The organism is Povalibacter sp. (assembly GCF_036520495.1).
Taxonomy (GTDB): domain Bacteria; phylum Pseudomonadota; class Gammaproteobacteria; order Steroidobacterales; family Steroidobacteraceae; genus Steroidobacter.
Map to the genome: position 1 here is coordinate 54,645 of NZ_DATDJO010000057.1, position 14,054 is coordinate 68,698.

A 14,054-nucleotide genomic window follows, 5' to 3' on the forward strand; every position below is an offset into this window, starting at 1 on the left:
CTCACTTACGCGACGGCGCGATGGCCACCTGGCCAAACGGTCCGTTGTTCTCGATGCACATCCGCTCGTAGCGCTCGTGCTTCAGGCTGCCGTCCGGGGTGTTTGCTTCGGCCACTTCGTAATTCCAGCCGTCGATCTGGTCCTTCTCGGTATAGCGGCGCAGGGGAATCGTCGCCGTCCAAGGGCGCGTGAACACGGTGGGATCGGTGATGGTCGCGACGTAGTTGAAGCGCTGTCCGCCGTCGTCGAAAACGTAACGTTCTTCGATGTGGACGTTGTCGCTGAAGAACTCGCCGGTGCGCGCCAGGCGCGCCTTGGCGTTGTTGTTCGTCACATCGACGATGAGCGTGTTGCCTTCCCAGCGACCGCGCGAGTCCGCATTCCACAGCTTGATGTTCCCGGGCAGGTGCGGCCTGCCATCGAGATGGACGATTCGCCAGCCCGAGTTGAACAGGATCAGCACGTAGCCGGGATACTGACGGATCTCGAAACCGTGCCAGGTGAATGACTTCGGCACACCCGCCGGTGCGCATCGCGCCAACGGCTCGATGTATTCAGGTTTGATGGGATCGTGAAAGTACTTCAGGAATTCCTGCTGTTTTTCGCGCGCCCAGGGCTGGAACGGCACCTCGCCATCCGCCGGGTCGCTCACGCGGCTCGGCGCCCGCTCGCTGCGCTGCGTCTTGGGGATCGCACGTGGATTCGGATCGCCAGGCACGCCGCCCTGCGGATCGGTCCAGTTGTTGTGATTGGCGATCGTGTTCGACCAATGCCCTTGCACATCGGGTTGACCATCCTCGAGACGCTTGCCCGTCCAGCGACCGGGTTCAATCGGAATGATTTTCGTCTCGCGTTGAATGGTGCTGCCGCCCGGCGCCTGCTGCGCCTGGGACACGGTGCAGATCGCGAGGCCGGCGATCAACAGCGCCCATCCGGAATGGATTCTCTTGCTCATATATATGTATCTCATCGTCCGGCCCGGGCCTCATGCCGCGGGCATCGCGCGCTATTCCTTCGCCGGCACCGGGTAGTACTTGTCGAAGTCGCGCGTGAAGCAGTAGTTCTCGATCAGCTGGAAGTTCTTCTCGCGATGCCGATGCAGGATCACGCTCAGAGTCCACGGACGTGCGAACACTTCCGGATCCTCGAGCGTGGCGTGGTACTCGATGGTGTGTGCGTCGAGGAACTTCCAGCGCTCGACCACGTGCAGCTTCGCGCTATGGAAATTGCCGGCGCGGTCCAGCCAGGTGTCTTCGTTGAAATCAGTGACGTCGACGACCAGCGTGTCGCCTTCCCAGTGACCGCGCGAGTCGCCGAGATAGAACTCGTTGTCGGTGACCTTGGGATGCAGCGTGCCGTTGGTAAAAATCGTGCGTACGGACTGGCCGAACTGGAACACGACGGTCACGTCAGTGGCACGCTGCAGGATCTGGAATGGTTCCGGGTAATAGATGCCGCGAGGCGTGCCGAGCGTCCAGCACTTCAGGCGCGGGTCATCGGTATCGCGTGCGGCGAAGTTCTGCTGCTTCTGCTGCAGTGCTTCGGGCAGGTACGGAATGACGTTGCCTTCGACGACGCCCGGGCCTGGCGGCGCGTCAATGCGTGCCGAATGCGGTTCGAGGTCGTAGTCCGCGGCGCTGGTCGTCTGCCAGATGCCGGAGAAATCCGGCTTGCCATTGGACAGGCGCGGAATCTTTTCAGCGGCGTTCGCCACGGGCGTGAGCGCCACGATCACGAGTACGCTCAACAACCTCTTCATCATCGTGCAGCCGCCGTTCTCGCGGTCGGTGCGTCCTGGGCTCCGCCGGTCTGGAAGGTACGGCCGTCGGACAGCGTGACGGTCAGGGAATAACCGAACGCTCCGCCGTTCTTCGCGAGGTAACCCTTGATGTGAACCCTGGTGCCGGGCGCAACGTCCGCCTTGGTCAGACCGATTCTCGCCAGTTGATTCGGCGCACCGAACTCGACGCCCCAGTTCTGCACCTTGCCATCCTTGCCGGCGACATCGAAGTACAACCAGCTATGCGGATTGACCCATTTGATCTTGGTCACGGTGCCTTGCAGATCGATCGGCTTGTCGGCATCGAACTCTGCGGCAAAGGCATGGTGCGCCCACGTGGGCACCGCGGTCGCCGTCATCAGCACGGCGGCCAGGGCGGCGCGATTTGCGAATCTCCAATTCATCACTCTCTCCAGGGACGTTCGGCGCGCGGCGTTATCGGTGGCATCGCAGGCGAGTGCGACGCAATTCAGAGGCCGGTGCGGGCCGCAGATTCTGCGGGCGGGCGTGAACTGTCCAGCGTTGGCTCGTTATCTGGCAATGCTGCGCTGCTATGTCACTTCGCTGTGACCTTGAAGCCTTCGCAAGCAATGAATCTGCGGCGATCGTGACCGCTTCATAACCGCGCAGCGACTGCGGTGCGACGACGTTTGCATGGCTCGCGCTCACGCGATGCCCTTCGCCGCCAGCAATGCGCGACTGTTATCGAAATAAATGAGTCGGCGCTGGTCCTCGGTCAGCACCCGGTCGAGCGTCTGCAAGGCCGGACCAACGTCGCCGCGTGTTCCGCCGCCGACGCCATAGTCAGTGCCGAAAAGAATGCGATCGGCGCCGAGCTTGCTGGCCGCGAGCGCCACCCATTCGGAATTGCGTACGGAGTACGGACCGCTGTCGAGATAGATCCGCCGCAGCTTCGCCAGCGGGTCCTTCACTCCGTTGCTGCGAGCGGCGGGAACGATGGTGTCGATCAGGTGCGGCAGGAAGCCCCCGAGCATGATGATCTCGACGCTGACGTCGGGGTACGGATCGAGAAAGTCCGTCAGACCCAGCGTGATCGCACCCTGTGCGAGGTGTGTGTTGTTGATCAGGTTCCAGCGCGCATAGGCCGTGTCACCTGGGACCAGCAGCGGCGGCTGGCCTGGCACCTGCTGGCTCGCCGGTCCGCGGTGAATGAAGAAGTGACTGCTGTACTTCTGCGCGGCGGCAAACAACGGCGCGAGCGTGCGCGCACCTTCGAGGGTCGCGAAGGCGTTCAGCGGCAGCGATCCGCCGATGAAGCCCAGCTCACGATGCGCGCGCGTCAGTTCTTCCGCTGCCCACTGCGGATCGGCAGACGGCAGGGCGGCAACGGCCAGGAAGCGGGTCTTGTGTTGTGCCACGACGCCCGCCAGTTCGTCGTTATACGCGCGATACAGCTTCCGCAGATCTGCCACTGGCAACGTCGCATCGAAACCCATCGCGACCGTCTGCGTCAGCAGCTGTCTGCCGATGCCATGCGCATCGAGGTTGGCGAGACGCGCTGCGATATCGGACTGCGACAGATGGGCTGGCTCACCTGCCGCCGCAGAAACCGTCGTCACGTTTTCAAGCCTGGTCGTGCCATCCGCATCGGTCAGCAGACGAGGTGCAGTTTTTCGCGCCGCCAGGTACCTCAGCTCGGCGCGCGACACATAGTGACTGTGCCAGTCGACCAGCGCACGCGGGGCCACGGGTGAATCGCCGAAGGCGAGCGGCGAACGCAGCGTTGCAGGCAACAGCGTTGCCGCGGCGAGCGCACTGCCAATGAAGTGTCGTCGTGTCGTCATGGGAATCTCCAGCTTTGGTTCTCGATGCATGCGGAGAGAGAAGGAAGCCAGTCGCCCCATACAAGCACGACGACTTCTTCCCTCCCCTCTTCGGGGGATCTCCGGCACTGCCTCCTCCTCCGCTGCGAGGACATCAGGGCACAGCGTCAGAAGCTGTAGGTGAAGCTGCCTTGGATGAAGCGGCCCGATGCACCATTCGGTGCAATGAACGAGTACGGATTGATGCCGCTCGCCCGGTTGCCGGTCACGTACTTGTCGGGATAGTCGTTCAGTACGTTCTGCACCAGCAGATCGACGCGCCAGCTGGCGTCGCTGCGATAGCCGAAGCCGAGATCGAGGTAGGTTTCCGGCGAAAATTCCTGATCGATGTTGCCGTTGGCCGCCGCCACGCCCGCGACATCGCCCACGTTGTACCAGTACTCGCTGTAGCGGGTGACAGTCGCATCCGCAGACCACGGGCCGATGGTGTAACGACCATTGAGAATGATCTTGCTCTCCGGTGTGCCACGCTCGGCATCGCGCACCTTGGCATCGCGAATGGCGACCAGCGGGGAGCCGCCCACCGTGACTCCGGCATTCACGTTGCTGACTTCCGTTTCGAGAAAACCGGCAGCCACGAGCAGCGCGAGATTGCTGTCGTCGAACTGGAACTGCTTGCGCGCCACGATATCGACGCCATTGGTCTTCGAGTCCCAGGCGTTCAGATAGTAGGACGCCTGCGTGTACCCGGTGAGACCGGCGGCGTTGAACGCCGCGGTGACAGTCGGGCCCTGCAATGTCTCGGAGATATGGATGACGTCCTTGATGCGCAGGCTGTAGGCATCGATGGTGATCGAACTGGTGCTGTCTGGACGAATCACCACGCCCGCCGAATAAGTCGTCGACTCTTCGGGATCGAGCGGCTGGGCGCCGAATGCGGCAGCGGTCGGATCAGCCGTACGGAACACGCGTGTGCGGCCCGGCGCGAACACACCCGTGCCGCTGTTGCTCCAGTTGCTGGTGTAGCCGCTCGACTGGCTACCCAGCTGCGCGAGGCTCGGCGCATGGAAGCCCGTGCTCACCGTACCGCGCAATGCGAATGCCGGCACGAACTCGTAGCGCGCAGTCAGACGATAGTTGCTGGTGCCACCGAAATCGGAATAGTCCTCGTAGCGTGCCGTCACGCCAACGTCGAGTTTGTCGGTCACGGCGGCATCGAAGCCCAGGTAGCCGCCGAAGACGTCACGCGTGATCGAGCCGGCATCTTCTGCACGAATGCCCGCAGTGGACGCACCCGTCGATGGCACGCGTGATGTGTCTGTCACAAAGTTCACGCCCGGGAACTGCGCTGCGTACTGTGCGTAGATCCCACCGGGACCGTACAGTGACGCGATGGTGGCCCCCGCAAGCGGGCCACCCACGACACCGCGCAGGTCCCCGAGGTCGCCCGTGCCCCAGTACTCGTGACGCAACAATGCACCGGCCGACAGGACGAGCGACTCGAGCGGACCGGCTGCCAGGTCGCGCCTGTAATCGGAGGTGACCGACGTCGTGCGGCTCTTGTAGGAACCGAGTTCGAAGTCGGTCGGGCTGTCCGGCCCGTAGCTGGGATTGATCGTGTCGTAGACGTGACGACCCGTTTCGTTCTGACCGAACGAGACAGCCGTGTCGAGCTTGCCGAACGCATCGGTTTCGTACGTCAGACCGGCGACGGCGGCCAGATCCTCGGCCTGGTAGCTGTAGTACGGCTGGTAGATGTCGGGATAGATCGGCAGCACGGCGTTCTCGGAGATGCGGGTGCCGTCGACAACTGTCGGATTGCTGGTGACCCCTTTCACGACACGCTCTGCATTGACGTAGTTCAGGCCTTCCTTGTGTGCGTAGTTCACCCAGCCATACGCAGCGAGACTGTCGCTGATTTCGTAGCCGGCGTTGATGAGCGCGCTGAAATGCTCGCGGGCCTGCTGGCCCCACTGGCCGTATTTTTTGTCGAACGTCTGGTTGCGCGGATCGCCGTTCGGGAACAACTGGCGCCAGTCGGCTTCGCTGCGATCGACGTTGTCGTTCTTCAGGTAGTCCACGCTGACATTCAGGAAGCCACGCTCGCCGAGCTCGAAGCCGCTCCAGCCATTGATGGAGCGTGTGAAGCCGCCGCCGTCGCTGTACCCACCGACATTGGCGACGACATCGCCGCCGGACGCGTTGTCCTTGAGCACGATGTTGACCACACCCGCGATCGCATCCGAGCCGTACTGAGCTGCTGCGCCGTCCCGCAGCACTTCGACGCGTTCGACTGAACTCACCGGAATGACATTGATGTCGACGACCTGCGCCGCCGGCCAGGGATCGGTTCCAGTGAGCTGCGCCGACACGTTGCGACGCTTGCCGTTCACCAGGATCAGCGTGTACGCAGGACCGACGCCGCGCAGCGATGCCGCGCGCACGCCCTGCCCCTTCACCGCATTCTGTCCCTGCGGAAAGTTGAACGAAGGATGCAGCCTGGACAGCGCCTGGTTGATGGTGACCGCGCCCGTCTCCTTGAGCTGCTCTGGCGTGATCACATCCACCGGTGCGGTGCTCGTCAGCGCCGTCGTGTCCTGACGTGCCGTACCCAGCACCACGATCGTATCGAGCACTCCGTCCGCCGCGACACTTCCCGCGGCGGCAGCGGCAGTACTCACATCCTGCGCATGAATGGCAGGAGCAGTTGCGCCCAGAAGCGCAACGAGAGCAGTCGTCGAAAGCGGACGCATGTGGATTCCCTTGAGTGTTATGAGTTTCGAGCCAGGCTGCGGTCGCGTTTTCGCGGCGGAGCGATGTGACGGGAATCTAGGTACGCAGTAGTGCGGCAACAAATGCCGTCTTGTTATCTGCAATGCACGAGCGATTGTGTGATCGCTTTGTGACCAGCGGAACGCTGAATGTGCTGCGGCAGTGACGTAGCGTCACCGTATTCAAGACCGCTTTGTGACCGCACTTATTTCGCGCGATTGCGCCGGCACGCAGGAAACAGGCCGCCGAACGCGGAAAATGCGCAACGCTGCAGGCATTCTTCCGTTCGCAGAACGGATCGGCAAGTTGACGTGATTTTGTCGAAACCACCCAGGCGGATGACGTTACAGCCTGCTACTGCAGCTCTGACGAAGGTGGCGCGCAGCGTTCCGAAGCCAGCAACACTTGCGGCGGAGTGAACGGCGGGTTCTTGTGAAGGGAATCTCTTGCCGCCCCGCATCGCGAGAGCGGCAAGAGGCAGGGGACGTCAGATCGTGGCCCAAAGCTCCTCGATCTTCCTTCGCATCGCCGCGTCAGGCAGGCGGCCACGCGCCGCGAGCTGGTTGTCCTTCAGATGCGCAAGCTTCGTCGTGCCCGGAATCACGGCAGTGACCGCCGGGTGCGAAATGTTGTACTTGAGCAGCAGCTGCGGCCAGCTCGTGACGTCGATATCCGCAGCCCAGGCGGGCAGCGGCTTGCCTGACACTTTCGGCAGCACGTTGCCTTCACGGCGACCGCCGAAAGGCATGTTGATCAGAACGGCAGCGCCCTTTTCCTGCGCCAGCGGCAGGATCGTCTCGCCGGCACCGCGATTGTCGATCGAATAATCCACCTGGATGAAGTCGAGCGGCAAAGTCTTCAGCGCATTGATCAGCAGCGGATACTGGTCGTTCATCGAGGTGGTCACGCCGATGTATCGAACCTTGCCCGCCTGCTTCCATTCCTGCAGCCGCGGGAACAGTTCGTCGAGGGCGTTGAAATTGTGAATCTGCAGCAGATCGATCTTGTCGACCTGCAGTCGCGCGAAAGTTTCCTCGAGCTCGCCATTGCCTGGCTTGATGTCGCCACGCATCAGCGTCTTGGTGGCGATGAACAGCTTGTCGCGATTACCGAGTTCCTTCACCAGTTTGCCGATCACGACTTCCGACTCGCCATAAGCGCGCGCGGTGTCGACCAGCTTTGCGCCCAGTTGTGGAAAGTGCTGCAGCACTTCCTTGCGCGCCGCGATCTCCTCGGGCGCAGTGACGCTGTACGCATTGGTGCCCAGTCCCACCACCGGCAGTTTTTCACCGGTCTTGGGAATCGGCTTGGTGATCAGCGGCAGGTCCGCAGCAAACGCCGGACCGCCGAGTGCCAGAGCGACGCCGGCAGCGAGACTGCCCTGAACCAGCGTGCGGCGCGAAAGGCGGCTATTGAATATCGAAGTCATCGTGCCTCCAGTGGCGGATCGGCATCGGGTGGAGATTGTCGTTGGGAAGTCGGCGACCCGCCCGCGGATCATAGGGGCGGAAGCGGCGCCAGTGAAGTTCCAGGAAGGTCACGCTGCCGGCCATGGATCAGACGGTAGAGCGCCGGCAGGACCAGCAGCGTCAGCAGCGTGGACGACACAATGCCGCCGATGACGACAGTCGCGAGTGGCCGCTGCACCTCCGAACCCGTGCCCACATTCAGCGCCATCGGCACGAATCCGAGGCTCGCGACGAGCGCCGTCATGAGCACCGGCCGCAGTCGCGTCAGCGCGCCCTGCACGATCGCCTCATCCAAGGCGGCGCCGCGCGCACGCAGATCGCGAATGAACGAGAGCATCACGACACCATTCAACACAGCGATGCCCGACAACGCGATGAAGCCGACGCCGGCCGAGATCGACAGCGGCATGCCTCGAATGACCAACGCCAGGACACCGCCGGTCAGCGCGAGTGGCACCCCGCTGAACACCACCAGCGCATCGCGGCCAGAGCTGAAGACCGCGCACAGTAAACCGAGCACGAGCAGCAACGTCAGCGGCACGACGATCGACAAGCGGCGCGTCGCCGATTCGAGTTGCTCGAAAGTACCGCCATAGTCGAACCAGTAGCCGGCGGGCAACTTCACCGATGCGACCATCTGGCGGCGAACCTCGTCCACGAACGATCCGAGATCGCGGTCGCGCACGTTGGCCGTGACGACGATCCGGCGCATGCCGTTCTCGCGGCTGATCTGATTCGGTCCGAGTGTGATTTCGATACGCGCCAGCTCACCGAGCGGCACGAATTCCGGAGCGCTTGTCGCCCCAAATTTATCGGCGTCGCCGACGACTTCCCGCGATGGCAGTGGCAGCTTGACGGGTAGCAGCGCGAGCATCGCAGGATCGGCGCGCAGGGAATCGTCGAGCCGCACCAGGATGCCGAAGCGCCGATCGCCCTCGAACAGCACGCCGGCATGATGGCCGCCCAATGCCGAGCGCACGACGTGCTGAATATCTGCAACCGACAAGCCGTAGCGCGCCAGGCGTTCGCGGTCGGGATCGATCGAAAGCAGCGGCAGACCCGATACCTGCTCCACCTTGACGCCCACAGCGCCATCGATTCCCGCGAGAACATCTTCGATGCGTGCGCCGATCGCTGCGAGCTGTTCGAGATCGTCGCCGTAGACCTTCACCGCCACATCCGACCTGACGCCGGAGATCAGTTCGTTGAAGCGCATCTGGATCGGCTGCGTGAATTCGTAGTTGCTGCCCGGAATCTCAGCGGCGGCCGCCTCGAGCTCGCCGACCAGCACGGCCTTTGCTTTACCCGGATCCGGCCACTCGCGTCGCGGCTTCATGATGACGAACGTATCCGCCACGGACGGCGGCATCGGATCGTTGGCGACTTCGGCCGTGCCGATCTTGGCGAACACATGGGACACTTCCGGCAATCCGACGAGCCGCGCCTCCAGTGCCTGTTGCATTTCGACTGCCTGCGTCAGGCTGGTGCCGGGTATGCGCATGGCATGCAGGGCGACGTCCCCTTCATCCAGATTCGGAATGAACTCGCGTCCCATGCGCGTCGCGGCAAAGAGGGCAAGGGCAACGAGCACCGCTGCCGTCACAACGGTGACGATGCGTGCGCGCAGCGCCATCGCCAGCAAGGGTTCGTACGTCGAACGCAACGCCCGCATGATGCGATTCTCGCCATGCGCGATGCGCCCGCGCACGAAGATCGCGACCGCTGCCGGGACGAACGTCAGCGACAGCAGGAGCGCGACGATCAGCGCCAGCACGACGGTGAACGCCATCGGATGAAACATCTTGCCCTCGATACCGGTGAGGGCGAACACAGGCAGATAGACGACGAGGATGACGACGACACCGAACACGCTCGGCCTAAGCACTTCGCCAGTTGCCTGTCGCACGACGGCGAGCCGCTCGGACAGCGAGAGCAGTCGTTGCTCGCGTTCCTGCGCCAGCCCGAGGTGCCGCAGGCAGTTCTCCACGATGATCACGGCGCCATCGACGATGAGGCCGAAGTCGAGCGCGCCGAGGCTCATGAGATTCCCGGACACCTGCGAGCCCACCATGCCGGTGATCGTCGCCAGCATCGCGATGGGAATGACCGCCGCCGTGACGAGCGCTGCGCGAATGTTGCCCAGTAACGCGAACAACACCGCAATCACCAGCAGCGCGCCTTCGGCCAGATTCTTCGTGACCGTCCTGATGGTCGCATCGACGAGCGCGGTGCGGTCGTAGCGCGGTTCCGCGATGACACCTTCGGGAAGCGACGGCGCGATGGCCGCCAGTTTCTCCGCAGCAGCCGTGGCAACGGTGCGGCTGTTCTCGCCCACGAGCATGAACACCGTGCCGAGAACGACTTCTGCGCCATCCTGAGTGGCCGCGCCCGCCCGCAGCTCGTGACCCAATCGCACGTCGGCCACCTGCGCGAGACGGATGGCGCTGCCTTCGCGGTGCGCCAGCACGATGTTGCGCAGCTCGTCCATGTTCGTGATCTGTCCCGGCGCGCGGATCAGGTACTGCGATCCGTTGCGCTCGATATACCCCGCGCCGACGTTCTCGTTATTGCCGGCAACGGCGGCAACGATATCGTCGAACGTCAGGTCGTAGGCCATGAGCCGGCGCGGGTCGGGAGCGATGACATACGCCTTCTCGTAACCGCCAATCGTATTCACTTCGATGACGCCAGCGGTCTGCCGCAGCTGCGGGCGAATGATCCAGTCCTGCACCGTGCGCAGATCGGTCGGCGTGTGGCCGCTGCCTGGCGCGGCAGTCACCGTGTACATGAAAATCTCGCCCAACCCGGTGGCGATCGGCCCCAGCGTCGGCTCGACTCCGGGCGGCAGTCGCGACCTGACTTCATTGAGCCGCTCGCTGACGAGCTGTCGTGCGAAATAAATGTCGGTGCCGTCCTTGAACACCGCAGTCACCTGCGACAACCCGTAACGCGACAACGAACGCGTGTAGTCGAGCGCCGGCAGGCCCGCCAGCGCCGTCTCGACCGTGAAGGTCACGCGCTGTTCGGCTTCCAGCGGCGAGTACCCCGGTGCCGCCGTGTTGATCTGCACTTGGACGTTCGTGATATCGGGCACTGCATCGATCGGCAGACGCTGGAAATTGACGAGGCCGAGCAGCGCGATCGCGACGACCGCAGCAAGCACGAGCCAGCGCTGGCGCAGCGAGAAGTCGACGATCCGATGCAGCAGGGTCGACTCAGTGATCATGGCTCGCCCCCGACTTCTCGATATCCGCCTTGATCAGGTAGCTGTTGCCGGTCACGTAGGCCGTCGCTGGCGCCAGTCCGCCAAGCACTTCGACATGACGTACATCCGCGCGCCCCAGCTCCAGCATGCGCACTTCATAGATGTCGCCGATATTGGCGAACACGACATCGGTATCGCGGAAGCGTTGCAGCGCGGCGCGCTCGACAGCCAGCGGCACCGATACTTCTGCGACAGTGACGACGCCACTCACGAACTGCCCCGGCCGCAGACTGCCCGCGGCATTGTCGATGACGACACGCGCGCGAACGCTCTGGCTGCCGTGGACGGCAAGCGGTGCGATGCGGGCGATCCTGCCGCTGCCTACCGGTGTGCCATCGAGGTCGGTCAGTTCGACGCGCTGCCCCTCCTCGATGCGCCCCAGCTCGCGCTGGAACACATCCAGTTCGACCCAGACACGCGCGATGTCGACGATCGTGAACAGAGGTGCATCTCCCGTCGCCTCGCCGATCTGCGCGTTCTGTTCGACGATGGTGCCGGTGATCGGCGCCAGGATCGGATAGTTCTGCAGACTCTCGTTGCTCTGCACCTGGGCCAGCACCGCCCCGCGCGTGACCTGGCTGAACGGCTGCGCGGCAATCTCGCGAACCACACCGGCGTAGCGTGCTCGCACGCGCGAGATGCGCGAGGGATCGGCCTGCACCGTGCCCGACAACGTGAGTTGTTCCCGCAGCGTGACCGGCCCCGCCGACACCAGCACGACACCCATCGCCTTCGCCGTGTTCGCTGCAATCTGCGTCCTGCCCTCATACGAACTGAAGGACCACTCATGCGACTGCGCGCCGACCTGCGCCTTGACGACGACATCGAACGAATGCGGTTCGGCAACGATGCCATCACCACGCAGGAACTCGCCGTCGGGTCGGAAACTGAACTCGGTGGTGTCGCCGCCGAGACGTGTGAGCCTGACTCGCACGCTGCTCATCGCCGGCGGCAGCAGCTTGCCGTCGTCGTACAACCAGATCCGAAACTCCGGCGGCACGCCCGCCTCGTAGATCGCCAACTCCAGCGAAAAATCGCCATCGCGCAACACGCGGCCGCCGTGCGGACCACGCTCATACTCCGCAGCGCCGTGATCGTGCCCACCTTCGTCATGATCATGATCGTCATGGCTCGCGCAGCCTCCCGTCAGGATGACCGCGAGCAGCCTTGGAAGAAAACGCTTCATGGCGATACCTCTTGCACATGGCGACCGACGGACTGTCCGGTCAGGCGCTCGATCTCGATCAATTGCAGGTGGAATCTGGCGGCGGCATCGATGGCCTCCAGCTCGATTTCAAGCAGCTGGCCCTGAGCGTCGGCGAGTTCGGGGAACGAAAACCGCCCGGCCTGATAGCCGGTTCGCGTGGTTTCCAGCATGTGTCGCGCCTGCGGCAGGATGCCTTCCCGCAGCACATCGGCTTCCGTCCGCGCGTGGGACAGTTCCTGGTAGAGACTGAACAGCGTGGAGTGCAGCTCCAGCCGGCGCGACTGTTCCGTCAGCGTGAGCGCTGCGCGCTCGGCCCGCACCGAACGCAACTCGCCGTCGACACGACCTCGCGTACCGAATGGCACAGCGACACCGGCCACCAATGCGCCGGCGTCAACGAACTCGATACGCCGCACGCCGACATTGAACGTCACCGAAGGGCGTCGCTGCGCCTCTTCGAGTTGCACACGGGCGTCCAGGACACGATGCGTCGAGGCAAACGTCAGCAGGTCTGGATTGCCATCGAGGCGCTTCCGATACGTATCGAAGGACTCGTGCGCATCCAGCCTGAGCAGCGCTCCCGAGACAGCCGAGAATTGCGGCGTTTCCTCGTTCCACAGCACGGCGAGCGCGACCCGCGAACCAAGCAGTTCGTGCTCGGCATGCTCCCTGGCAATGTTCGCCCTGGCGAGCGCAATCGCCGCCCGACTCGATTGCACCGGCGAGGCGACGCCGGCATCGACACGCGACCGCACGGCATGCGCCGCTTCTTCCGCCAGCACCACGGCACGCTGCCTCGCTGCGAGCCGCTCCTGATTGGCAAGCACGAGGACAAAACGCCGTGCGACCTCCGCCAGCACATCGGTCCTGCGCGCATGCTGCTCCGCCGTCAGTCGATGCAGCTGTACTTCTCCAAGCTGCTGCCGCAGACGGGCCTTGCCGCCCAGCTCGACGACGCGCGACAGCTGCAACGTGGTCTCCAGTGCGGAGACCCCGGACAAATCGCCGCTGCCGGCGAAATTCTCCAGCTGCAACTCGATCACGGGATTGGGGGCCAGCGACTGCACGCCCGCCTGCTCGCGCGCTGCGTTCGAGTACTCCGCGAACGCGGCAAGTTCGGGATTGCCCTCGACGACCAGCGCCACCGCAGCCCGCAACGTCAACGACTCCGCTTGGGCCGCGGGCAGCGACAATGCCCAGCACGCCACGCACGCGCTCGCGGCGCGTACCCATGACACATTCATGATGAACCTCCAGGACGCGCAGCCGCGCATGGGCGCGCGGCTGCGACACGATCGATCGACGATTCAGCGGAGGTTTAGCGGGGCGGGCCGCGCAGCGGCGGCTTCAACAACAACAGGGAGCGCAGCACCGGCGAAGCCGTCGGCCTGCGCAGCGGACGCTCGCGGCGAGGCGGCAACAGCAACAGGAGCAGTGTCGCTACCAGGGCCAGAAGCAGCGCGTCGGTGGGATCGGCGAGTTTCTTCACCAACACCACATCGAACACGTTCACATCGCGGTCGGAATGATCGGTCTCGGCGTGGTGCTCATCGTTGTGAACGGCGTCGTTCGTCAGGTGCACGGCCGACGCGGGTTCCTGGCCGTCGAGGCAGAAATGCAGATGCACGTCGGCCAGTCGCGTCACGAGGAACGCAATCAGTACCAGCCAGAACCAGTGGCGAGACACCCGACGCATGGCGCGAGTATGGCAAAGCCGCAGGTCCCGCGGGAGGCCATGCAGCCACTCCATTCATTATTAACGTGAACCGGCTCTGGC

The 14,054-nt window shown here is 63.7% G+C and carries 10 protein-coding genes; all 10 read right to left on the reverse strand.

Features of this window, described 5'->3' with window-relative positions; genetic code table 11:
- Position 1: 1 nt before the first annotated feature.
- Complete coding sequence (locus VIZ63_RS19520) at positions 2-955, reverse strand: hypothetical protein (RefSeq protein WP_331611414.1); 954 nt, start codon at positions 953-955, stop codon at positions 2-4.
- A 51-nt stretch (positions 956-1,006) separates the two neighbouring features.
- Positions 1,007-1,762 (reverse strand): hypothetical protein, encoded by a 756-nt coding sequence (locus tag VIZ63_RS19525; RefSeq protein WP_331611415.1) that lies wholly within the window; start codon positions 1,760-1,762, stop codon positions 1,007-1,009.
- Entirely contained in the window at positions 1,759-2,184 is a 426-nt protein-coding gene (locus VIZ63_RS19530) for a DUF6152 family protein (RefSeq protein ID WP_331611416.1), read from the reverse strand. The genes VIZ63_RS19525 and VIZ63_RS19530 overlap by 4 nt, the downstream gene beginning before the upstream one ends.
- Positions 2,185-2,445: 261 nt before the next feature.
- Positions 2,446-3,585, reverse strand: a complete 1,140-nt coding sequence (locus tag VIZ63_RS19535; protein WP_331611417.1) for an amidohydrolase family protein — start codon at positions 3,583-3,585, stop codon at positions 2,446-2,448.
- Positions 3,586-3,731: 146 nt separating this feature from the next.
- Positions 3,732-6,317, reverse strand: coding sequence for a TonB-dependent receptor plug domain-containing protein (locus VIZ63_RS19540; protein ID WP_331611419.1), 2,586 nt, complete (start codon positions 6,315-6,317; stop codon positions 3,732-3,734).
- Between the two features lie 506 nt (positions 6,318-6,823).
- Positions 6,824-7,765 carry an aldo/keto reductase gene (locus VIZ63_RS19545; RefSeq protein ID WP_331611421.1) on the reverse strand — a complete coding sequence of 314 codons (942 nt, stop codon included), beginning with the start codon at positions 7,763-7,765 and terminating at the stop codon, positions 6,824-6,826.
- Positions 7,766-7,833: 68 nt separating this feature from the next.
- Positions 7,834-11,031 (reverse strand): CusA/CzcA family heavy metal efflux RND transporter, encoded by a 3,198-nt coding sequence (locus VIZ63_RS19550; protein ID WP_331611422.1) that lies wholly within the window; start codon positions 11,029-11,031, stop codon positions 7,834-7,836.
- Positions 11,021-12,256, reverse strand: a complete 1,236-nt coding sequence (locus VIZ63_RS19555) for an efflux RND transporter periplasmic adaptor subunit (RefSeq protein WP_331611423.1) — start codon at positions 12,254-12,256, stop codon at positions 11,021-11,023. The genes VIZ63_RS19550 and VIZ63_RS19555 overlap by 11 nt, the downstream gene beginning before the upstream one ends.
- Positions 12,253-13,521, reverse strand: a complete 1,269-nt coding sequence (locus VIZ63_RS19560) for a TolC family protein (protein WP_331611424.1) — start codon at positions 13,519-13,521, stop codon at positions 12,253-12,255. Before VIZ63_RS19560 ends, VIZ63_RS19555 begins: the two co-directional genes overlap by 4 nt.
- Before the next feature lie 74 nt (positions 13,522-13,595).
- Positions 13,596-13,973: a hypothetical protein gene (locus VIZ63_RS19565; RefSeq protein ID WP_331611426.1), complete on the reverse strand. Its 378-nt coding sequence runs from the start codon at positions 13,971-13,973 to the stop codon at positions 13,596-13,598.
- Positions 13,974-14,054 lie beyond the last annotated feature (81 nt).